This is a genomic window from Corynebacterium sp. MSK071 (assembly GCF_030232125.1).
GTDB lineage: Bacteria > Actinomycetota > Actinomycetes > Mycobacteriales > Mycobacteriaceae > Corynebacterium > Corynebacterium kefirresidentii.
This window is the reverse complement of record NZ_JASPJA010000017.1, coordinates 12,862-33,834: the sequence shown is the minus strand read 5'-3', so window position 1 is coordinate 33,834 and position 20,973 is coordinate 12,862. Positions and strand designations below refer to the sequence as shown.

Here is a 20,973-nt window from a genome sequence, read left to right as displayed (position 1 = left end):
CCTTAACATCCTTCGGAGTCCAACGCGTCACAACTACCTCCCGGTCGAAGTGGCGCATTCACCCCTTGACAGCACGGTAGAACCATCTCTTCTTCACCGTCTTCTTCATCCCGCCCTGTGCGCGGGGTAAATAGCTCGGAGGAAAGTAAAAAACGCACCCGTAACGCCAAGCGCATTCTCAAAGACATTATGTACCCGCATAATATCCACCCTGCGCTGGTGCCGGGCGTTTCCATTGAGGATCAGAAGGTTAAATATGGAGTGGATAAGCCGATCCTCGTGGCGGTCGGCGGCCTGGTCATGGCCTTCGTCATTTGGGGTGTGGTTGCGCCCGAGCAAGTCTTTGATGCCTCTTCAGCCGCGCTGGATTGGGTAATGCGCAACTTGGGTTGGATCTTTACTGCCTTGGCTACGTTCCTGATGTTTTTGCTCCTCATCTTGGCCTTTTCCAAGTACGGCAAGATTCCACTGGGGCTCGATGGGGAGAAGCCAGAGTTTTCCACGGTGAGCTGGGCTGCGATGCTCTTTGGTGCCGGCATTGGTATCGGCATTATCTTCTTCGGACCCTTCGAACCTCTTAGCTACTACCTTTCGCCCCGCCCGGGCGCGTACGAGGCGGCTAGCGATGAAGCCGTGCTGGGAGCAATGGCTCAGGCCGCCATGCACTGGGGCTTTAATGCTTGGGCAATCTATGCCATCGTGGGCTTGTGTGTGGCCTATGTGTCTTTCCGCCGCGGCCGCGTTCCCCTGATGAGTTCCATTTTGATGCCGCTTTTTGGCAATCGTTCTACGGATTCCCTGCCGGCGCGCATCATCGACGGACTAGCCATTATTGCCACGCTCTTTGGTACCGCCGCGACCTTGGGCATTGGTGCGCTGCAGATCGGCCGCGGTGTGGAATTGGTTAGCGGCTGGTCCACCACCGGCAATACTGCGGCGCTGGTCATTATCGTGGTGCTGTCTATCGGCACGATCTTTTCGGCCGTCTCCGGCGTGGCCAAGGGCATTCGTTGGCTCTCAAATATCAACCTGGTGCTAGCGCTTGCGCTGGCGCTGTTCTTCTTCGTGGTAGGTCCCACCGCTTTCTTGATCAACATGTTGCCGGCAGTGGTGATTGAGTATCTCGATGAAATGCCGCAGATGCTCTCTGCCAATATGGGCGAAGGCGAAGATATGGTGGCATTCCTCCCCTCATGGACCACCTTTTATTGGGCTTGGTGGGTATCGTGGTCACCGTTTGTGGGTGTTTTCGTAGCCAAGATTTCGCGCGGGCGTACCATCCGCCAGTTCGTGCTTGGCGTGCTGCTTATTCCATCGGCCATCATTGTTGCTGCCTTTACCATTCTTGGTGGCACCACCATTTGGCTGCAGCGCCGCGATGGCGATATCGCCCCGGACGGCACTATTGACTCTATGCCGGCGGCAGAAGAAATCTTCTTTAAAGTCCTGGACCATTTCCCAGGTGCAGAGTGGATGGCACCCATTGTCATTCTCATGCTGGTTGTCTTCTTCATTACCACGGCGGACTCCGCATCCATTGTGAACTCGCAGCTCACGCAGCGGGGTAACCCCAAGCCAAACCCTATTGTTACCGTCTTTTGGGTGGTGTGCATGGCCGGCATCGCCGTGGTCATTTTGCTCGCTGGCGGACGCAATGCGCTGCAGGGCCTGCAGAATCTTATTACGATTACCTCTCTGCCATTTGCGGTCATCATTGTGCTTATGTGTATCGCGCTGGTGCGCGAGCTGCGCCATGATCCAATCTCTATCCGTCACTTCTACGAGGATGAGGCGGTTTCTAATGCGATTGTGCGTGGCGTGCGCGATTATGGCGATAATTTTGCCTTGTCCATTGAACCGACGGAGGGGGACTATGCAACGGGCGCGCACTTTAACTCCACTGCAGCAGAGGTGACCGATTGGTACGCGCGCACGGACGAGGAAGGCCACGCTGTGGGCTATGACTACGAGACAGGCGAGTACGTGGATAATGATCCTTCTATCAAGAATGGCGAATTTATCTCTCCTGTGCCTGAGGACAAAGATGAGGGTTAATACCTGATAATTATTATCAGGTAGGGTGCTAGCTATGACTCTTAGTACCTTTGTTTTCGCCTTCGCCTTGGTGCTGCTTTCGGGGCTATCGACCTCGATTGGCGGAGCCTTGGCGGTGGGAAAGCGCCAGCCGGGCTCGGCTTTCATGGCTGCAGCTCTAGGTCTTTCGGCCGGTGTGATGCTCTACGTCTCCTTCATGGAGATTCTCCCCGAAGGCATGTCCCAGCTTTCCGACGCCCTCGGGGGAGAAACCGCTGGCACCTGGGCCGCCGTCGGTGCCTTCTTTGCTGGCATTGCCGTTATCGCCATCATTGACCGGCTCGTGCCGGAAGAGATCAATCCCCATGAGCCGGCTACAACGGCCGAAGAGGCCCGCCGCAAAAAGCTGATGAAAACTGGCGTATTTACCGCCTGCGCGCTGGGGCTGCACAATTTTCCGGAAGGATTCGCCACCTTCTTATCCGGCCTAGAGTCTAAGGAAATCGCGGTGCCGGTGGCGGTGGCAATCGCCATTCACAATATCCCGGAAGGCATCGCGGTGGCCGTCCCGCTGCGGGAGGCAACCGGATCACGCACGAAGGCCTTTTGGTGGGCCACCTTGTCTGGGCTGGCGGAGCCGATTGGCGCACTCATTGGTTTCGGCATTCTCATGCCGGTTATTGGGCCGGCCACGATGGGTATCAGCTTCGCTGCCATTGCGGGCATCATGGTCTTCATTTCCTTGGATGAGCTTTTGCCCACCGCGGAAGAAACCGGTGAGCATCACCATGCCATTTATGGCCTGATCGCCGGCATGGCCGTAATGGCGGTATCGCTGATGCTATTTATGTAGGTGCCGGGCTGCGGTGATTTAAGCCTAAGCCTCCGCCTGCTTGGCAGAGGAGGCCGAGGACTTGCCAAAGGAGGCCTTGACCGCCATGACGATGGTAGCGATGACCGTGCCGAGAATCAGGCCGCAAACCATGGACATGCCGGTCTCTGCCAGCCAAGCCAGGGCGCCATTAGAAATCTTTTCGGTCACGGAAGCGATGAATTCGTGCGGCTGGTTCATGCCGAATTCGTGCAAGCCCTTGACTACGATATGGCCGCCGACCCATAGCATCGCGGCGGTACCGATGACGCCGATAATATCGAGCACAATGGGCATGCCCTTGACAAGCGCGTTGCCTACCGTGGACTTGCCGTTGTGGCGCTCATTTAAAGCCATGCCAATATCATCCATCTTGACCAATAGGCCCACGGCGCCGTAGACACCCAAGGTCAATAAGATGCCGACGAAAATGAGGGCCCCGAGTCGCATCCAGAACGGCTGGTCGATGACCTCGTTCAAGGAAATGACCATGATTTCAGATGACAAGATGAGGTCAGTGGTAATCGCGGACTTGACCAAGCTGTCTTCGGCGTCGGCACCCTTTTCTTGCACCGACTCGGTTTCTTTCTCTCGGTGGGGAAGAAGGTGGTGCAAGATTTTCTCGGCACCCTCGAAGCAAAGGTAGGTACCGCCGCACATCAAGATAGGCGTGAGTGCCCAAGGGGCGATCCAGGAGAGGATCATCGCGATTGGCAAGATGATAACGAGCTTATTGATAAGCGAGCCCTTGGTGATGCGCCAAATCATCGGCAGCTCGCGCTGCGGCTTAATACCTTCGACGTATTGCGGGGTTACCGCGGCATCATCGACTACGACACCAGCGGCCTTCACCGAGGTCTTGCCCGCGAGTGCGGCCACATCGTCAACGCTGGAAGCTGCGGAGCGGGCGATCAAAGCGACGTCGTCAAGCAGCGCAAATAGGCCACCGGCCATAAATTATCCTTCTGGGGCTAGGGTAATGTCATTGGACCACGTCAAGTTTATCCCTTGATGTGCCAACCAAGCCATCGCATCGTCGCCGCTGCGAGTAATGCCCTCCACCGCGGCCAGTGTGGTGTCGATCGCTTTTTCTGCCTCCTCGGCAGTAATCAAACCAGCGGAGGTGGCGGCAGAGAGCTCATCAATATCGAGCACGGAAATGGGCTCGCCGCGCGTTGCGACAAGGTCCACATAAAGATCGCGGGTGGTCCATACCGCACCCTCGCGCTGAATTTCGGCAACGTCGATATAAAAATCCTGGTGGACGTCTACTCCCGGGCGGAAGTGAAAGATATTGGCACGCAGGTTAAGGCCGGGTAGCAACCATGATTCTAGGTAACCAAAGTGTGGGTGATCGGCGCCGCGGGCCATGTACAGACCAAACTCGGTTTCGGTGTAGGTATCGACCTCGCGCAGGAAACCTTTGGGGTCGGTATTGGTGTAATCGGTGGTATTAAAGGTCTCGCGCTTGACCGGATGGAGGTCCACCGCCATCTACTTCACCTCAAGGAAAGCGGCAGTGGGAGCGAATTTGCAGTGGGACTCTTGGGTATTAACGCCGCCGGATAGCAGCGCGATGACGGTACCCTTGCCGGTCTGGGCGGTGCCGGACAAGGTAGTGGGGCCATCCTGGTTGATGCCATTGTTATTCAGCGGGGTGATGCCGCTGCGCAGGGTATCTAGGTTGAACCACTGCACATTCATTCCGCCCTGCTCGCGCGCGGCCGGAGGGGTACCAAGAGCAGTAAAGAGGAAGACGGTTTCGCCCGGTTTTGCGCCCGGTGCCGGCATTTCGGTGGGGCCAGGTACGGCAATGGCCGAGCCCATGGCATCGCTGGTGCCGCCGATGCAATGTGCGGAGACGGTGGGCCAATAAAACTGGCGGAAATTCGGGTTATTGCCCTCCGGCATAGCCACGCCGCCCTTGCCATCGCCGCCGCCGGCGAAGAATGCGAGGCCGGATAGGATGGCGTTGCGGGCATCTTCTGGAATCCAAGGTTGGGCCGCGAAGGCGCGGATGCGATCTTGGGTTTCCTGATTGGGGCGGCCTAGCTCGTCGAGGGGGCTATGGGAAGAAGCCTGCTGCACCAGGGAAGAAAGATCTGGTGCAGATGCTTGCGCTGGGGCGACGAGTGGGGAGGCGAGGCCGATGAGCGCGGCCGTTGCGGCGGAAATATAACCGATGCGGCCGGATAGGCGCCAGGTGGTGCGGGCGTTGCTCACGTTATCAATTCCTTGGGTGCGGTCTCGGTCAGGGCATTCAAACCCCATTAGTCACAGTCGTAACAATAGTACCTAAAGTAACGATAGTGATAGCTAGGGAGGTGTCAAGTGTGTTTGCGATCTATAAGAATCTTCGCTCGCCCTATACGGTGCGTTACCGGGTAAAGCCAACCCCAATGCTGCACTTGGCCCTTTAAGGGGGTATCGTGGGAGGTCGTTCAAGATCAATTTCGCGCGCGCAAGCGCTGTAGATCCTCCGAAGGAGTAACCCACTAGTGAGTAATACCGAGTTCCGTAATGTTGCCATTGTCGCGCACGTTGACCATGGCAAGACCACCCTGGTCAACGGCATGCTGGAGCAGTCCGGCGCCTTTGGTGACCACGGTGAACACACGGACCGCGTCATGGACTCCAACGATCAGGAGCGTGAGCGCGGCATTACCATTTTGGCCAAGAACACGGCTATTCACCGCAAGGGCCTGGGCAAGGACGGCCAGGACCTTATCATCAACGTTATTGACACCCCTGGCCACGCCGACTTCGGTGGCGAGGTTGAGCGCGGTATTTCCATGGTTGACGGCGTAGTTTTGCTGGTCGATGCCTCCGAGGGTCCGCTGCCACAGACGCGCTTCGTGCTCACTAAGGCACTGGAAGCTAAGCTGCCGGTTATTATCTGCGTGAACAAGACTGACCGCCCGGATGCCCGCATTGACGAGGTTGTCTCCGAGTCCCAGGACCTGCTGCTGGAAATCGCCGCCGGCCTGGAAGATGAAGAAGCCGCAGCCGCCGCCGAGGAGCTGCTGGACCTGCCGGTTCTCTACGCATCCGGCCGTGCTGGCGTTGCCGCCACCGAGAACCCGGGCGATGGCAACGTTCCTGAGGGCGAGGACCTGCAGCCGCTTTTCGACGTCATCTATAACGTCTTGCCTGAGCCTTCCGCTACCGTTGATGCCCCGCTGCAGGCGCACGTTACCAACCTGGACGCCTCCGACTTCCTCGGCCGTATTGCTTTGCTTCGCATCTACGCCGGCCGTATCAAGAAGGGCCAGCAGGTGGCCTGGATCCACTATGACGAGGACGGCAACCAGCACACCAAGACCGTGAAGGTAGCCGAGCTGCTGCGCACCGTAGGCTTCGAGCGTCAGCCGGCCGAAGAGGCTATCGCCGGTGACATTGTGGCTATTTCCGGCATCTCCGATGTCATGATTGGTGACACCATCGCCGATCCGGAGCACCCAGAGGCTTTGCCGCGCATCACTGTGGACGAGCCGGCTATCTCCATGACCATTGGTGTCAATACCTCCCCGATGGCAGGCCAGGGCGGCGGCGATAAGCTCACCGCCCGCATGGTCAAGGCTCGTCTCGAGCAGGAGCTCATCGGTAACGTTTCCCTGCGCGTGCTGCCCACCGAGCGCCCCGACGCTTGGGAAGTCCAGGGCCGTGGCGAGATGGCGCTATCCGTGCTTATTGAGTCCATGCGCCGCGAAGGCTTCGAGCTGACCATTGGTAAGCCGCAGGTTGTGACCAAGGAAATCGACGGCAAGACCTACGAGCCGTACGAAATCCTCACCATTGACTCTCCCTCCGAGCACCAGGGCGCTATCACCCAGCTGCTAGCATCCCGCAAGGGTCAGATGCAGGCTATGGATGTCCGCGAGGGCGACTGGGTACGCATGATCTTCCGCGTTCCCGCCCGTGGTCTCATCGGTTTCCGCACCCAGTTTATGACCGAAACCCGCGGTGCCGGCATCGCTAACTCCATCTCTGATGGCTTGGATGAATGGGCCGGTGAGATTAAGTCCCGCCCGACCGGCTCCCTGGTTGCTGACCGTAGCGGTCAAATCACCCAGTACGCGCTGATGCAGCTGGCTGACCGCGGCAACTTCTTTGTCGAGCCAGGCGCTGAGGCCTACGAGGGCATGGTCGTTGGTGCCAATAACCGTGATGAGGATATTGACATCAACATCACCAAGGAAAAGAAGCTGACCAATATGCGCTCGGCCACGGCGGATGCCACGGTCACCCTTGCCAAGGCACACACCCTCTCCCTGGAAGAGGCGCTGGAGTTCTGTGGCAACGACGAGTGTGTCGAGGTTGCCCCGAATGTTCTCCGCGTGCGTAAGGTTGAGCTTTCTGCTACCGATCGCAAGCGTGCTGCGGCTCGCGCGAAGCAGATGAATAAGTAGTCAGCATCACTCTAGGTTGTGGTGATTGAGGTTGTGGTGATTGCCGCTGACGTGGCAACCATCGCCGCCACCGCTGCCGCCTCCTCAACTACGGCCTTGACCGCAGAGGAGGCGGTTTTGTCATACTCGACCTCCTTTTTGATTTCCTGAATGCGTGCCCGCATCTCCCGGCGCTTCATTCCCTCCGCATCGTTTTTCAGCAGGGTATAAGCCCCGCTGACCTCGCGGAGAATATCTAGGATGATGACGTCATTGATCGCGGCCGGACGCTGCGCTTTCAATACTGCAACCAGCCGCTCGCGCAGTTCGTTTTCTAGCTCCAAGTCCGTCATGATGTAGCGGTCGCCGCTTATCTGCCACCACTTGGCCTTTTCCACATCGAGCTGTCCATTCGCGTGGAAATCCAAAGCGATGATTTCCCGCGGGGTAAACCACGAAGCCTCCAAGAGGCTCTGCATGCTGGTGGCCTTGTGCTGCTGCAGCTCCTCCCAAGCCCAAGCCAACACGGGGTGCTCCGGGCGCTGTGGAGTAGTCTCCACCCTTTTCTTCTCACCGAGCTCTACATGCCCGCCCAGCAGTAGGTCCGCGAGGACGGTAGCGCGTAGGGCGGCCTCATTATTGGACACCCAGTCTTCTTTCTTGCCATTGTCTTTGGTTAATAGCAGGAACATTTCTTGGCAAATCAGCATTGGTGCCTCCCTCAAAGTTGCGGTCTGAGCCTGAGTCTAGCGCCGAATATCTTCGTTTCGGCGGGGTAGAGGGACTAAAGTAGTCCGCGATGAAAAAGAATCCGGCTTCAACAAGGCGCGCGGCGTCGGCAATGGCGGCGGTGCTGAGCGCCGCTAGCCTTGCTTTCTTAAGCGCTTGCGCGGCTAACCCTGGTCCTCCACCGGTGGTGGAGAATAATGCCTCCGCGCTGCAAGAGGACCAGGCCACCACCACTGCAAAACAGCAAGAAGAGCTACCCCAAGACGCCGATTCCGCTAAGCGTCCTACTATCTCAGTGGGCGTAGATCCCTTGCGCGCGGGCTTAAACCCTCACCTGGTGGCCAATAACTCCGAGCTGGTGGACCAGATTGCGGAACTGGTGCTGCCCTCAACCTTCCACGGCGGTCAGAGGGACGCCGATATCCTGGAATCCGCCGCCGAGGTAAATGCCCCCAAGGGGGTGGCGCAGCGGGTGCGCTATGTTATTGCTTCACCTGCGCAGTGGTCAGATGGTACGCCCATCTCTGGCGCGGACTTTAGCTACTTGTGGAAGCAGATGACCACGACCGCCGGTGTACGAGATCCCGCTGGCTACCACGCCATCTCGGCCGTGAATACCTCCGATGGTGGCCGCGTAGTCACGGTGGATTTTTCCCAGAAGGTGAAGGACTGGCACCTGCTCTTCCATAACCTACTGCCTTCGCACTTATTGCAAGATGATAATTTCGGCTCTGCTTTAGCGGATAAGATTCCAGCCTCGGCCGGGCGCTTCCTTGTCGATAGCGTGGACCGCGGCCGCGGAGTCATTACCTTGAACCGAAATGATCGGTTCTGGGGCGCTAACCCGGCCCAAGTGGATGTCATCCAGCTAAGTGAGGTGCGCGATAGCACCCAGGCGCTGAATATGCTGCGCTCCGGACAGATTGGATTCGCGGATTTTACACCGGACCAAACCTCAGAGGAGGCGTTGGGTCTTTTAGGGCATGTCTCTGAAAAAGCACTTACTCGCCCACGCCAACTGCGCCTGCACATGTCTACTGCGGAAGGCGCATTGGAAGAAAGGGCTGAGCGCCGCGGATTAGCCTCACTGATTGATACGGATCAGGTCGCCCGCTTGGCCACAGGCCGTGCTTCCAATCTGGAGCCCGGAAATAACCCCATAAGTAAAGACACGGATCTTACTGCGTTGCGCGCACGCGCCAGCAAGAAACCGATTCGCTTTGCGGTAGATCCTACTAGCCCCACTGCCTTGGCCGCGGCAAATACCCTCTACGATGTTCTGGAAGCCCACGGGATAGATGCCGAGGTGGTTTCCGAGCGCCTGACCACAATAACCTCCAAGCTTTTGCCAGAAGGCGATGTGGATGCCGTGGTTACTTGGGAAGATATCTCCTTGAACTCGTTGGCCGCGGCAAATATCTTTAGCTGCGATAATAAACAACCACTGGCAGGCGATTTGTCCGGAATCTGTCCGGAGAATGCGGAGGAGATTCGCACGGAAATCTTGTCCGGCGACCTCAGTCCAAAGGAAGCCCTTCGCCGCATTCGAGAAGTGAACTCTAAGGAAGCGCTCTACGTGCCGCTGATGGATGAGACGCGTATCCACGCGCTCGGGAAGGGTATTGTAGGCCCCGGCCAAAGCATTGATGACTGGGACGGGGGTCTTATCACCGCGCCCCGCTGGAGGATAGATGAAGACTAAGGATTTAACCGGCTACTGCGTTGTGGCAGTCCACGCCCACCCGGATGATGAAACCCTTTTCATGGGCGGTACCCTTGCGACCTTAGCCGCACGCGGTGCCGAGGTCACCGTTATTACGCTCACCTTGGGCGAGGACGGCGAGGTTATTGGTGAGCCCTACCAGGGCCTGGCCGATCATGATCAGCTCGGCGGCTTTCGCGCTCGCGAATTGACTAACGCACTGGAGGCTCTTGGAGTAAAGGGAATCCAGTTGGGCGGTTTCGGTCACTTCCGTGACTCCGGCATGGCGGGCTCACCCTCGCACGAAAATTCGCGCGCGCTGGTCAATCGTATCGATGAGGCTGCCGATTACCTCGGTGACGAGCTCGAAGCAATTGACCCCCACGCCATTTTGACCTACGGGCCCGATGGCGGATATGGCCACCCGGATCACATTGCGGTACATAAGGTGGTGATGAAGGCGGCGTCGCCAAGCGTGCGCATTTGGTACGGCATTTTTGACCGCGCCGCTAACTACGCCGGCCTGGAAACCCTCGATGCCCCAGCTGGATGGACCACGCCTAGCCAGGAGTACTTGGACAACTTCACCAACGAGGGGGCTGATGTCACTGTCGCTCTCTCTGACGCCGCCCTGGACGCCAAGCGCCGTGCCATGCGCGCCCACGCCTCCCAAATTTGGTTGGCCGATGGCTCCACCACCCGCACCAATCCCGCGTCCGCTGTGGCCGCGATCCATGAACCTCAGCGCGTACCCGGCGCCTTTGGCCTGTCCAATCTGCTAGTTATGCCGCTGCTGCCTGCCGAATACTTCCAACTGGGCCAAGGCGAGCCGGCCGATGATTTGCTCGGTGGCCTGTGATGCGCACGGATTTTAGCCGCGGCGAGCAGGTAACGGGCCTAGTTTGGTTGGCTATCGGCGCGCTGCTTTCGGTATTTCTCGAGGTCATTTACCTCACCGCCCGCATCCCGCTATCCAATGGGGCGAGCGTAGCCTTTCCCATTACCATTGTGATTGCGTGGTGGTTCAACTCCGTGCTCACCCGCACCGCCCGCTTGTGGAGCCGCACGCCGGTAGTCAGCGCCATCCCGCTCATCGTATGGTGCTTGGGCTTTTTCGCCTTCATGCTGATGGTGCCAATGACTGGAGACATGCTCTTGGCCAATAATATTCTCAGCCTGCTCCTGCTTTTGGCCGGGATAGGCGGGGGCGTTTGGCCATTTTTCAAGCAGAAGTGACATACTGTTAAACATCCCAAATCCGTGACATCAGGAAGTTTCAAGGAATCTCCATGACTTATACGATCGCACAGCCTTGCGTTGACATAATGGACCGCAGCTGCGTTGAGGAATGCCCTGTTGACTGCATCTACGAGGGCAAGCGCATGCTCTACATCCACCCGGATGAGTGCGTGGACTGCGGCGCCTGCGAGCCGGCTTGCCCGGTCGAGGCCATCTTCTACGAAGATGACGTTCCCGATGAGTGGCTGGACTACAACGACGCCAACGCCGCTTTCTTCGATGACCTGGGCTCCCCAGGCGGCGCGGCGGCCCTTGGACCACAGGATTTTGACGTCCCGATGATTGCTGCGCTTCCGCCACAGAATCAGGAGTAAGACATGGCTCGCACACCGCTAGGAAAGACGCTTCCAGACTTCCCCTGGGATTCACTGGCCGGCGCCAAGAAGAAGGCCCAGGCCCACCCGGGTGGAATCGTTGACCTCTCGGTGGGCAACCCCGTTGACCCAGTAGCCCCAGGCGTGCAGCTTGCGTTGACCGCAGCCGCGCAGGCCCCCGGCTACCCGCAGACCGCCGGCACCCCGGAGCTGCGCGAGGCCATCGCCGCCGCGCTGACCCGCCGCTACAATATGCAGGTCGATCGCGTACTGCCGGTGGTTGGTACCAAGGAGGCCATCGCCTGGCTGCCCACGCTTTTGGGCATGCGCGGCGAGACCGTTGCCTTCCCCTCGGTGGCTTATCCCACCTATGAGGTGGGCGCGCTGCTTGCCGGAGCCACTCCGCTGCGTGCGGATTCCGATTTCCAAGACGCCTCTTTGGTCTTTTTGAACTCGCCATCCAATCCCACGGGCCGTGTGCTCGGGGTGGAGGAGCTGCGTCGCATCGTAGCGTGGGCGCGCGAGTCCGGCGCCATCATCGCCTCCGATGAGTGCTATATGAGTTTGGGGTGGAATGACGATAATCCGCCGGTGTCCATCCTCGATCCGCGCGTGACCGATGGCGATAATACCGGGCTCATTGCCATGCATTCGCTATCCAAGACCGCGAATATGGCTTCCTACCGCGCCGGCTTCTTCGCTGGCGATAACGACCTCATCGACGAGCTGCTACTGCTGCGCAAGCACGCCGGCCTCATCGTTCCAGGGCCCATTCAGGCCGCCATGGTCGCCGCGCTTAACGACGACGACACCGAGACGCTTCAGCGCAACCGCTACGCCTCCCGTCGCGCGGTGCTCATGCACGCGCTTGTCGACGCCGGCTTTACCATCGACCACTCCGATGCCGGCATGTACCTCTGGGCCACCCGCGGCGAGAATTGCCGCGAGACCATCGACTGGCTTGCCGAGCGAGGTATCCTCGCCGCCCCTGGTGACTTCTATGGCCCAGCAGGCGAGAAGCACGTGCGCATTGGTCTCAACGGCACCGATGAGCGCATCGATGTTGCAGTAGACCGCCTCGCCGGTGCCTAATTCCGGCAGGCCTCCCGCACGCGAGGGCATATCCCCGCGCAAGACGGTCCTGCGCGGCCACGTGCCCGAAAAAGGGGAGTACTTCGCCGCTCGCGCCGGCGATTCTCCCTATCCACCTGGGGCTTTGCTGCCGGCTGGGGCCGAGCTGCCGCGTCCCGTGCCGGCCTGGTATCACCCCACTGTGCCTGCCGAGCGCCCCATTCCTTTCGACTACTCAGTCATCTACGCCGACCGCGACCTCATCGTGGCCGATAAGCCGCACTTTCTGCCCACGACCACCAATGGCCGATTACAACGCGAAACGCTGCAAACCCGCCTGCGCGTAGATTTTGGCGACGACGATATCGTGCCGCTGCATCGCCTAGACCGCCTGACGGCCGGCCTTGTGCTTTGCTCTCGCAATCCCGCCACTCGCGCCGCTTACCAGGGCATCTTTGGCAAGGGGAGTGCGGTGAAGAGGTATCGGGGCGTCGTCAAGCGGCCGCTTTATGTGGATCGGGAAATCACCCTGCACATGCACAAGCCCCGCGGCTCGCGCCAGGTGCTCGTTGCTTCCGATGGCACGCCCACCTCTACGTATGTGCGCGCCGCCGGCCGGGAGGTGACCATGTGGCCGCGCACCGGCCATACCCACCAACTGCGCGTGCTGCTTAATCATCTGGGGCACCCGCTTCTCGGGGACGACACGTACCCCGCCCCGCGCAAGCTCGACCTCTATGATTTTCGCGCCCCGCTCGCCCTACTCCATGAGGCTATCTCTTTTATAGATCCTCTATCACAATCCGAGCGTCAATTTTTCAGTTCGCAGGACTTAAGAACTACAATCGAGTAGTTATTAAATCACTGGCTAGAAAGGCGGCCCATGGCAGACCTCAGCGTCGCGCGCTTTGTGTCCAATTTTGGGCAGTTTCTCAAATTCGGCATTGTTGGCGGCTCCGGTACCGCGGTTAATCTCTTTGTGGTCTATTTGTGCAGAAAGATTACTTGGTGGTCTGGCGGCATCGAGGCGGATGATCCCTTCATCAATCTCTTCGGCTCTGTTTTCCATATCCGTTGGTACCATGTGTTTTTGACCATTGCGTTTTTGGTCGCCAACACTTGGAACTACCAGCTGAATCGCATGTGGACTTTCCGATCGGTGGCGAAGGTGTCTTGGCTGCGCGGTTTCTTCCCATTCCTTCTCGCTGGAATTGGAGCTTTTATCGTAAGTCAAGTTGTGGCGACACTGTTAATGAATCCGACTTCGCCGCTGCATTTGCCCTCAGACATTCTGGATGATTCGACCGGTTTGCGTACAAAGGTGTACTGGGCATCGGCCATTTCTATCATTGTCGCTATGCCGATTAACTTTATCTTGAACAAGCTGTGGACCTTCCGCTCGCAGCCGAAGACGCCGCAACTTGTCGAGGAAACCGAGCCGGCCTAGCTAGGTCCCGTATTTTCTTCCTCTCCGCCCCCGCGCTCACCAGCGCAGGTTGGCGGGGATTTTTCTTTCTCCCCGTGAGCGCGAAGGAGACAGTACCTCCCGCCGCGCTCACGGGGAACGAAAACAAAGAAAACCCGCCGTCCGCGGTGAGCGCGAAGGGCGGGGTGAGGTGCCGGAGTGAAACTAGTCTTCTAACTCGGCATCGAGGCGAGCTTGGTCGCGACGGTGCTGGCGGCGACGAAAGAAGGGGGTGAGGGCGAGCACGGCAATGGCGCCGACTGCGGTACCGATGAGGTAGGAGACGGGGTCGTGGCCGTCGGCAGGCGCGTAGGCGTTAAAGGCAATGCCGGCGAACATGACTATAAGAGGGATGAGGTAGACAGCGATAGCCGTCCAATTGCGGCTAACAATTGGGGTGGCCACGCGCTTGCGCATCCAAGCAGAACCGATGAAGTTGCCCACGATGGACGGCACGAGCGCGAGGAAGCACAGCATGGACATTTGGCCAGGAAGGACCCAGGCGAGAATTGCGGCGACGACGAGTTCGAGGAACGAGATTGGGGTCATTCCGATTACGCAGGCCTTATAAAGCGTGTCGCGTTCGAACTCATCGCGAGTCGCGCGATCGATTTCCTTGAGGGAGTAATTGGCGATGGCGTTAATCATGTTGTTCAGCTCCAAAAATTTCTTCGACGGTTTTTCCTAGTTCGTGGCAAATATCCAGCGCGAGGTGCACGGAGGGCGAGTAGTTGCCGCGTTCGATATTGGCGATGGTTTGGCGGGAGACGCCAACTCTTCTGGCGAGTTCAGCTTGTGATAATTCGAGCCAGCGGCGCCATTTGCGGACCATGTTGGGGTGCTCGGCCATCTGGTCTCCTTTACGGGGTGTCGTTCTTGCATCACCTAGTGTAAAGGAAAGTTGTCACTAAGGCAAGGGTTATACGCACAGGTGCCACTGCCAATAGGGCACAGTGGCTGAGGTAGGGAGCTGCGGACTACCGCCTTTGAGCACTTCCAACGTGGCCTTGACGAGCAAAACGGCCTGGTTGAGGTGGTGGATGATGTCGTCGGCAGTAAAACGCAAAACGGTATAACCATGGGCTACAGCCGCGTTTTGTTTGGAACGGTCAGCTTGAAAGGCCACACTGTGCTTGTGGTATTCCCAGCCGTCAACTTCCACCAGCAGCTTGCCAATCTTCAGGTCAAAGCGGTAGCCGGCGATGAGAACATTGTGCTTGGGGAAGATACCTTCTGCGCGCAGCTGCCTGCTTAGCGTGCGTTCCGGTGAGCTATCCGCGCCTATAGCAGCGTGTCGTATAGCCTCTTTAAGAGGCGTCGGGACGCGCCGCATTCGCCGACGGTCCTCTTCTAGGCGGTTGGGGCCGTGCTTTCCTTGGTAGTAGTCTTCCAATAAAGGCCTACATGCGCGCGAAATTCTGCGTGCAGCCCATAGCGGTTGCACCACCGGTAGGCCGTTGACCTTGTGTGTGGCCCGGAGACGCGAGTGCGAAACTCGGAAGCATTTTCCCTTCAATGTACGAGGTCCCTCTGCTTCCAACGGAAAGGTTAGCTGCCGGCCGAGATAAATCTCTTGTGCAGTCTTTCCGGTGAAATGGATTCGGCTGAGCCCATGCGCCAAGGTCCGCGCCACCGCCAGGGGCGTCCACGAATCGGTATAAATCCCCCGATGCACGCGGTACAGCTTGCCCTCACGCACCTTGCGGCGAATCGCCTCTTTACTTAAACCCTGCTCACGCAGTTCCGCGGTTGTCCATTCCCCCATGGAAATAAACGTAAACGGCCGCAGTGCGTGATGGCTACGCTTCCCGCTGCAACCTGTGGATAACTCAGGGACGGGGCTCGATTTTCCGCCGCGTGGCCTGGAACGCTGTGGATAACCGCCCCACGCGCTCACCGGCAGCCGCCCTTTGGCAGCGACCCGTGTTCACGGTGAGCGCGAGGGGAGCGGTGGAAAGCCCACGACCTTTGCGCTCACCGGCAGAGCTTTCCGACGTCCCCATTCGCTCCCCGTGAGCGCGGCGGGCGGAGCGTTGGGCACCTCACCCCCTCGCGCTCACTGGGAGACGAAAAGAGACGTCCATTCTCGCGCCGGTGAGCGCGAAGGGCAGAGGGAGGAGGGACAGCGGGGAGGGGAGGGGCTAAGTCAACGGCAGGGTGGAGGTGGGGTCAATGCCGCGAACCTTGGAGTTGATGACACCGGCGACGGCGAGCACCGCGAACATAGCGGCGGCGGAGAGGAGTTGGGTGCGGGCGGTGGCGTCGGTAAGCATGAGCACCGCGATGGCCGCAAAGAGCGCGAGGGCGAACCAAGTCAGGTAGGGGAAGGCCCACATGCGGATGGGAAGGGGATGGAGTGCTTCGAGCTGACGGCGCAGGCGCAGCTGGCTGACGGCGATGAATACCCACACGATGAGCAGGGAGGCGCCGGCGGCATTGAGCATGAAGGTAAGAAGCCAACCCGTATCGGCGTAGTTGAGCACCACCATGACGGCCGAGAGTAGGACGGACAGGGCAATAGCGGTGGTGGGTACGCCGTCTTTATTGGTGGTGGTGAAGATGCGTGGAGCCTCGCCACGGGAGGCCAGCGAGTGCATCATGCGAGAGGAGGCGTAGATCTGCGAATTGAAAGCGGAAAGCAACGCAAGGACGATGACAACCTCCATGATGCCGGCCGCACCCGGGATGCCGGCGCGCTCGAGGACCATGGTGAAGGGCGATTCTGCGGCCGTGGAGGCACCTCCCAAGATGGAATAAGGCAGAAGGAACGTGATGACGAGAACGGAGCCCAAGTAGAACACGGAGATGCGCAAGATGGTGGAGCGCACGGCGTTGACCAGGGATTTTTCGGGGTCCTCGGATTCGGCAGAGGCGATGGCGACGACTTCGATGCCGCCGAAGGCGAAGGCTACGGCCAAAAGGCCGGCCGCGACGCCGCCGAGGCCATTGGGCATGAAGCCGTCCTCGAGGAAGACGGAGGTGCCGATGAAAGAATGGCCAGGCAGGAGGCCCAGGATGAGCAGCACGCCGATGATGAGGAAGGCCACGATGACGACGACCTTGATAAGCGCGAACCAATACTCGAATTCGCCGAAACTACGCACGCGCAGCAGGTTGATGACGCCGAAGAGGACCACGCAGATAGCTGCGGGGATCCACGGCGAGACGTCGAACCAGGAGCCAATGAATCCGGCCGCGCCGGTGATTTCGGCGCCGAGTACGGCGACGGTGGCTAGCCAATAAATCCAGCCCTGGGTAAAGCCCGCCCAGCGGCCGATGCCATGTTCGGCATATTCGGAAAAAGAGCCGGAGGCGGGGATAACAGTGCCCATCTCGCCCAGCATCTGCATCACCAAAATGGCCAGGAAGCCGGCGATGATATAGGCGAGGAGCACGGCGGGCCCAGCGGCGGAGATACCGACGCCGGTGCCGAGGAATAGCCCGGCACCGATGGTGGAGCCAAGCCCCATCATGGTTAGGTGGCGGACCTTCAGGCCAGAACCGAGGGTGGAGGAGTTATCAGTCACCCCTCCATCTTATTTTGCCCGATAAGGCTATAGGAATCGGGGGTATTAATTCTTGTGCAGCTCGTCGTTCAACGCGACGGCCTCGGATTTCCATTCCACAGCCTCAACCGCACCGGAGACGGAGTTGCGGCGCAGCAGCATACCGGAGGCACCGGAGAGCTGGGAGCCCTTGACGTTCTCGCCATTATCAACGCCCAGTGCTTCCGCGACCTTGCCAAAGACGGTCACCTTGGTGCCGGCGGTGACGTAGAGGCCGGCTTCGACTACGGCGTCGTCGCCAAGCGAAATGCCGATGCCGGAATTGGCGCCGAGCAGGCAGCGCTCGCCGATGGAGATGACCTCCTTGCCGCCGCCGGACAAGGTGCCCATGATGGACGCGCCGCCGCCGATATCGGAGCCATCGCCCACGACGACGCCCGCGGAGATGCGGCCCTCCACCATGGAGGCGCCCAAGGTGCCGGCGTTGAAGTTCACAAAGCCCTCATGCATGACAGTGGTTCCCTCAGCAAGGTGGGCGCCCAAGCGCACGCGGTCCGCGTCGCCAATGCGAACGCCGGACGGTACAACGTAGTCCACCATGCGGGGGAATTTGTCAACGGAGTAGACAACGACCGGGCCGCGGGAGGCAAGGCGGCCGCGCACCATCTGGAAATCGGAGACGGCGCAGGGGCCGTAGTTAGTCCAGACCACGTTATTGAGGTGGCCGAAGATGCCATCCATATTCAGGCCGTGCGGCTTGACCGCGCGGTGAGAAAGGAGGTGCAGGCGCAGGTAAGCATCGTAGGTATCGACGGGGGCGTCATCCAGATCTTTGATGGAGGTCTCGACGGCAACGCGGGCCACGCCGCGCTCCTCGTCCGGGCCTGCCAGCGCGGAGAACTGCTGAGGGACCTCCTCCAAGCGCTTGGTCTCGGTGGTCTCTACGGTCTTATCGGTATAAACGGCTGGGAACCAGACGTCCAAGACGGTGCCGTCATGGGTAATGGTTGCCAGGCCACGTGCGGATGCAGAAGTCATGCCCGCTAGCTTAGCAACTACCTCCGCGTCTCTGCGCGCTGGCCGGTGGGTAGTACGAAGGACAAGACGACGAGTATCGCAGCGAGGATGAGTACCGAGATGACCTGGTTGCGTGCATCTGGGTCAAAGAGCATGAGCAGGGTGAGCCCGCCCAGCGCCGCGGCCGTGACCCACGGCAGCCAGGGAAAGCCGGGCACACGCAGATCGGTCAACTCGCCATTGCCGCGCATTTGGGGATGCAGCTTGATAAAGGAAGCCACGATGAAGGACCAGATGACCAGCAGACACCCGCCCACTGCATTGAAGAGAAATGCTAGGAGCCCCGGAGGGTTCCAAAACTGCAGGCCTACCGAAGCGAAGGCGAAGACCATGGACAAAATGACCGCGTTGATGGGGGAGCCAGCGCGATTTTGCTTGAGGAAGAATCCTGGGGCGCAGTGATCCTTAGCCATGTCAAAGACCAAGCGGGAAGTGGCGTAGATCTGCGCGTTGAAGGCGGAGAGCAGCGCCAAGGCGATAATCGCTTCCATGAAACCGGACGCGAAGGGAATCTTGGCGGCCGCAAGCACGAGGGTGAAGGGGGAATCGGCGGCTACGTCGGCGTCCTGGATGGAGCTAAAGGGCAGCGCCATGGTGATAACCACGATGGAGCCGATGTAGAAGATCATGATGCGCACGATAATGGCGCGGACCGCGGTGGCCACGTTATGTGCTGGGTCCTCGGATTCGGCCGCCGCGATAGTAACCAATTCGATACCGCCGAAGGCAAAGGCCACGGCTAGCAATCCGGCGGCGAAGCCGGGCATGCCATTGGGCAGGAAATTAGCGGTGAAATTGGTCCCGGCCAAGGAGAGATCCATGCCGGGCAGGATGCCCAGCGCCATGAGCACGCCTATGGCAAGGAAGGCGACAATGACGCCGACCTTGATGATGGCGAACCAGAACTCAAACTCGCCAAATCCGCCCACGGCCGCGAAATTGACCACTGCGAAGAATGCCACGGCGATAAGTGCCGGAATCCACGGGTCGATATCGAACCAGCTGGAGATGATGGCGGCCGCCCCGGTGATTTCGGCGCCCATGACCATGATTAGCATGAACCAATAAATCCATCCCATGGTAAAGCGTGCCCAGTGTCCGAAGGCCTGACCGGCGTAGGTGGAAAATGACCCCAAAGAGGGGCGGGCGGCGGCCATCTCACCGAGCATCCACATCACTAGCGCAATGAGCGCGCCGGCCACGGCATAGGAAATGAGCACGGAGGTGCCGGAAATCTGGATGCCGAGGCCTACGCCGAGGAAGAGGCCGGCGCCCACGGCAGAGCCAAGGCCCATCATCGTGAGATGACGGGATTTCAATTGAGCGGTTTCGGCCATTGTTATCACCTTAGGGAGGACGAAATATTTACAGTGAAGCGAACTTTACACAATGCGGGGAGCTACGCGGGGCGCTAGCATGGCGCTTTGTGACTTTAGATCTATATGCAGACCCCATCGAACTAACCAAGGCGCTCGTTGATATTCCGAGCCCCTCCCACCATGAGGAGGCCATCGCAGACGCCGTCGAAGAAGCGCTGCGCGGTTTGGACGTCGAGGTTGCCCGCTACGGCAATACCGTGTGCGCCCGCACGAACCGTGGGCTAGATTCCCGCGTGGTGCTCGCCGGACACATTGATACCGTTCCGTTGGCAGAAAATGTACCGCATCACATGGAAACCACTAAAGACGGGGTGGAGATTATGTGGGGCTGTGGCACCGTGGACATGAAGTCAGGCATGGCCATCTACCTTAATGCCTTTGCCCAGCTGCACGAGTCGGAGGAGCTGAAACATGATTTTACTGTCATCGCCTATGAGGGTGAAGAAGTAGCTACTGAATTTAATGGCTTGGGCCATCTGCAAAAGGACCACCCGGAGTGGCTCGAGGGGGACTTCGCGCTTCTGGGCGAGCCCTCCGGCGCCATGGTGGAGGCCGGTTGTCAGGGCTCCATCCGCCTGCGCGTGACCGCGCACGGCACCCGCGCGCACTCGGCCCGCGCCTGGCTCGGCTCCAATGCCGCGCACAAGCTCGCACCGATTATGAGCCGCATCGCCGCCTATGAGTCCCGCGACGTCACCATTGACGGCTGTACTTACCGCGAGGGCCTCAATATCGTTCACCTCGAGTCCGGCGTGGCCACAAATACGCTGCCGGATGAGGCTTGGATGTTTGTGAACTTCCGCTTCGCCCCGGACCGCACGAGCGAGGAGGCGCTGGAGTACATGAAATCCATCATCGGCGAGGAAGAAGATGTCACCATCGACATCGACGACATTGCCCCGGCCGCCCAGCCTGGGTTGGGCCAGCCTGCAGCCAAAGCTCTTATCGACGCCGTCGGGGGCAACGTCCGCGCCAAGTTTGGCTGGACCGACGTCGCCCGCTTCTCCGAAATGGGCACCCCGGCCGTGAACTTCGGCGCCGGTGACCCAGGGTTTGCGCATAAAAAGGACGAGCAGGTCCCCACCGCGCAGATTAGTGAAGTATCCACCGCCCTCCTGAAATACCTGAAGGGATAGAC

At 59.3% G+C, this 20,973-nt stretch carries 21 protein-coding genes; 11 read left to right on the top strand and 10 right to left on the bottom strand.

Going from position 1 to position 20,973, the window contains the following annotated elements:
- Positions 1-117 precede the first annotated feature (117 nt).
- Positions 118-2,055 (top strand): BCCT family transporter, encoded by a 1,938-nt coding sequence (locus tag QP990_RS11530; protein WP_284799340.1) that lies wholly within the window; start codon positions 118-120, stop codon positions 2,053-2,055.
- 34 nt (positions 2,056-2,089) lie between these two features.
- Positions 2,090-2,887 carry a zinc transporter ZupT gene (gene zupT, locus QP990_RS11525; protein ID WP_239205358.1) on the top strand — a complete coding sequence of 266 codons (798 nt, stop codon included), beginning with the start codon at positions 2,090-2,092 and terminating at the stop codon, positions 2,885-2,887.
- A gap of 24 nt (positions 2,888-2,911) precedes the next feature.
- On the opposite strand, the gene QP990_RS11520 is transcribed toward zupT, so the two are convergent.
- Genes QP990_RS11520 through QP990_RS11510 form a run of 3 tightly spaced genes read right to left on the bottom strand, consistent with a single transcriptional unit; the run spans position 2,912 to position 5,176 of the window.
- Complete coding sequence (locus tag QP990_RS11520; RefSeq protein ID WP_284799338.1) at positions 2,912-3,859, bottom strand: DUF808 domain-containing protein; 948 nt, start codon at positions 3,857-3,859, stop codon at positions 2,912-2,914.
- A 3-nt stretch (positions 3,860-3,862) separates the two neighbouring features.
- Positions 3,863-4,399 carry a DUF402 domain-containing protein gene (locus tag QP990_RS11515; RefSeq protein ID WP_284799337.1) on the bottom strand — a complete coding sequence of 179 codons (537 nt, stop codon included), beginning with the start codon at positions 4,397-4,399 and terminating at the stop codon, positions 3,863-3,865.
- Positions 4,400-5,176 carry a hypothetical protein gene (locus tag QP990_RS11510; protein WP_284799336.1) on the bottom strand — a complete coding sequence of 259 codons (777 nt, stop codon included), beginning with the start codon at positions 5,174-5,176 and terminating at the stop codon, positions 4,400-4,402. It abuts the gene before it with no gap.
- 227 nt (positions 5,177-5,403) lie between these two features.
- On the opposite strand from QP990_RS11510, the gene typA reads away from it, so the two are divergent.
- A complete protein-coding gene (gene typA, locus QP990_RS11505) occupies positions 5,404-7,314 on the top strand; it encodes a translational GTPase TypA (protein WP_284799334.1) in 1,911 nt (636 codons plus the stop codon).
- Between the two features lie 11 nt (positions 7,315-7,325).
- Here typA and QP990_RS11500 read toward each other — a convergent pair whose 3' ends face one another.
- Positions 7,326-8,003 (bottom strand): GPP34 family phosphoprotein, encoded by a 678-nt coding sequence (locus QP990_RS11500; protein WP_086588096.1) that lies wholly within the window; start codon positions 8,001-8,003, stop codon positions 7,326-7,328.
- A gap of 89 nt (positions 8,004-8,092) precedes the next feature.
- Here QP990_RS11500 and QP990_RS11495 point away from each other — a divergent pair, with 89 nt between their 5' ends.
- Genes QP990_RS11495 through QP990_RS11465 form a run of 7 tightly spaced genes read left to right on the top strand, consistent with a single transcriptional unit; the run spans position 8,093 to position 13,855 of the window.
- Positions 8,093-9,724: an ABC transporter family substrate-binding protein gene (locus QP990_RS11495; protein WP_349839608.1), complete on the top strand. Its 1,632-nt coding sequence runs from the start codon at positions 8,093-8,095 to the stop codon at positions 9,722-9,724.
- Positions 9,714-10,583, top strand: coding sequence for a PIG-L family deacetylase (locus QP990_RS11490; RefSeq protein WP_284799329.1), 870 nt, complete (start codon positions 9,714-9,716; stop codon positions 10,581-10,583). Before QP990_RS11495 ends, QP990_RS11490 begins: the two co-directional genes overlap by 11 nt.
- Complete coding sequence (locus QP990_RS11485; RefSeq protein ID WP_049361462.1) at positions 10,583-10,960, top strand: hypothetical protein; 378 nt, start codon at positions 10,583-10,585, stop codon at positions 10,958-10,960. The genes QP990_RS11490 and QP990_RS11485 overlap by 1 nt, the downstream gene beginning before the upstream one ends.
- A gap of 53 nt (positions 10,961-11,013) precedes the next feature.
- Entirely contained in the window at positions 11,014-11,337 is a 324-nt protein-coding gene (fdxA, locus tag QP990_RS11480; protein WP_005323553.1) for a ferredoxin, read from the top strand.
- Between the two features lie 3 nt (positions 11,338-11,340).
- Positions 11,341-12,429, top strand: coding sequence for a succinyldiaminopimelate transaminase (dapC, locus tag QP990_RS11475; protein WP_284799328.1), 1,089 nt, complete (start codon positions 11,341-11,343; stop codon positions 12,427-12,429).
- The gene (locus QP990_RS11470; RefSeq protein WP_284799327.1) at positions 12,422-13,261 is read left to right on the top strand and encodes a pseudouridine synthase; all 840 of its coding nucleotides are present in this window, start codon (positions 12,422-12,424) and stop codon (positions 13,259-13,261) included. Before dapC ends, QP990_RS11470 begins: the two co-directional genes overlap by 8 nt.
- A 30-nt stretch (positions 13,262-13,291) precedes the next feature.
- Positions 13,292-13,855 (top strand): GtrA family protein, encoded by a 564-nt coding sequence (locus tag QP990_RS11465; RefSeq protein WP_005323549.1) that lies wholly within the window; start codon positions 13,292-13,294, stop codon positions 13,853-13,855.
- 183 nt (positions 13,856-14,038) lie between these two features.
- Here QP990_RS11465 and QP990_RS11460 read toward each other — a convergent pair whose 3' ends face one another.
- The 6 genes from QP990_RS11460 to QP990_RS11435 all read right to left on the bottom strand — a co-directional run bounded on the left by QP990_RS11460 (position 14,039) and on the right by QP990_RS11435 (position 19,793).
- On the bottom strand, positions 14,039-14,521 hold the full coding sequence (locus QP990_RS11460) for a hypothetical protein (protein ID WP_023021846.1): 483 nt from the start codon (positions 14,519-14,521) through the stop codon (positions 14,039-14,041).
- On the bottom strand, positions 14,514-14,723 hold the full coding sequence (locus QP990_RS11455) for a helix-turn-helix transcriptional regulator (RefSeq protein WP_023021845.1): 210 nt from the start codon (positions 14,721-14,723) through the stop codon (positions 14,514-14,516). Before QP990_RS11455 ends, QP990_RS11460 begins: the two co-directional genes overlap by 8 nt.
- Positions 14,724-14,792: 69 nt before the next feature.
- Positions 14,793-15,638, bottom strand: a complete 846-nt coding sequence (locus QP990_RS11450) for a type IV toxin-antitoxin system AbiEi family antitoxin domain-containing protein (protein ID WP_259824392.1) — start codon at positions 15,636-15,638, stop codon at positions 14,793-14,795.
- A gap of 376 nt (positions 15,639-16,014) precedes the next feature.
- Positions 16,015-17,346 (bottom strand): amino acid permease, encoded by a 1,332-nt coding sequence (locus tag QP990_RS11445; protein ID WP_234288193.1) that lies wholly within the window; start codon positions 17,344-17,346, stop codon positions 16,015-16,017.
- A gap of 99 nt (positions 17,347-17,445) precedes the next feature.
- On the bottom strand, positions 17,446-18,417 hold the full coding sequence (gene dapD / locus QP990_RS11440) for a 2,3,4,5-tetrahydropyridine-2,6-dicarboxylate N-succinyltransferase (RefSeq protein WP_023021842.1): 972 nt from the start codon (positions 18,415-18,417) through the stop codon (positions 17,446-17,448).
- Between the two features lie 17 nt (positions 18,418-18,434).
- Entirely contained in the window at positions 18,435-19,793 is a 1,359-nt protein-coding gene (locus tag QP990_RS11435) for an amino acid permease (protein ID WP_284799323.1), read from the bottom strand.
- Between the two features lie 89 nt (positions 19,794-19,882).
- On the opposite strand from QP990_RS11435, the gene dapE reads away from it, so the two are divergent.
- Complete coding sequence (gene dapE / locus QP990_RS11430; protein ID WP_284799321.1) at positions 19,883-20,971, top strand: succinyl-diaminopimelate desuccinylase; 1,089 nt, start codon at positions 19,883-19,885, stop codon at positions 20,969-20,971.
- Positions 20,972-20,973 lie beyond the last annotated feature (2 nt).

Bases quoted from the DNA above. Each gene is read 5' to 3' on its own strand.
- QP990_RS11520 (WP_284799338.1), bottom strand. From the start codon at position 3,859: ATGGCCGGTGGCCTATTTGCGCTGCTTGACGACGTCGCTTTGATCGCC.
- QP990_RS11435 (WP_284799323.1), bottom strand. From the start codon at position 19,793: ATGGCCGAAACCGCTCAATTGAAATCCCGTCATCTCACGATGATGGGC.
- QP990_RS11445 (WP_234288193.1), bottom strand. From the start codon at position 17,346: ATGATGGGGCTTGGCTCCACCATCGGTGCCGGGCTATTCCTCGGCACC.
- QP990_RS11450 (WP_259824392.1), bottom strand. From the start codon at position 15,638: ATGGGGGAATGGACAACCGCGGAACTGCGTGAGCAGGGTTTAAGTAAA.
- QP990_RS11455 (WP_023021845.1), bottom strand. From the start codon at position 14,723: ATGGCCGAGCACCCCAACATGGTCCGCAAATGGCGCCGCTGGCTCGAA.
- dapD (WP_023021842.1), bottom strand. From the start codon at position 18,417: ATGACTTCTGCATCCGCACGTGGCCTGGCAACCATTACCCATGACGGC.
- dapC (WP_284799328.1), top strand. From the start codon at position 11,341: ATGGCTCGCACACCGCTAGGAAAGACGCTTCCAGACTTCCCCTGGGAT.
- QP990_RS11515 (WP_284799337.1), bottom strand. From the start codon at position 4,399: ATGGCGGTGGACCTCCATCCGGTCAAGCGCGAGACCTTTAATACCACC.
- QP990_RS11495 (WP_349839608.1), top strand. From the start codon at position 8,093: ATGAAAAAGAATCCGGCTTCAACAAGGCGCGCGGCGTCGGCAATGGCG.
- QP990_RS11460 (WP_023021846.1), bottom strand. From the start codon at position 14,521: ATGATTAACGCCATCGCCAATTACTCCCTCAAGGAAATCGATCGCGCG.
- QP990_RS11485 (WP_049361462.1), top strand. From the start codon at position 10,583: ATGCGCACGGATTTTAGCCGCGGCGAGCAGGTAACGGGCCTAGTTTGG.
- fdxA (WP_005323553.1), top strand. From the start codon at position 11,014: ATGACTTATACGATCGCACAGCCTTGCGTTGACATAATGGACCGCAGC.
- QP990_RS11500 (WP_086588096.1), bottom strand. From the start codon at position 8,003: ATGCTGATTTGCCAAGAAATGTTCCTGCTATTAACCAAAGACAATGGC.
- QP990_RS11465 (WP_005323549.1), top strand. From the start codon at position 13,292: ATGGCAGACCTCAGCGTCGCGCGCTTTGTGTCCAATTTTGGGCAGTTT.
- QP990_RS11490 (WP_284799329.1), top strand. From the start codon at position 9,714: ATGAAGACTAAGGATTTAACCGGCTACTGCGTTGTGGCAGTCCACGCC.
- zupT (WP_239205358.1), top strand. From the start codon at position 2,090: ATGACTCTTAGTACCTTTGTTTTCGCCTTCGCCTTGGTGCTGCTTTCG.
- QP990_RS11510 (WP_284799336.1), bottom strand. From the start codon at position 5,176: ATGGGGTTTGAATGCCCTGACCGAGACCGCACCCAAGGAATTGATAAC.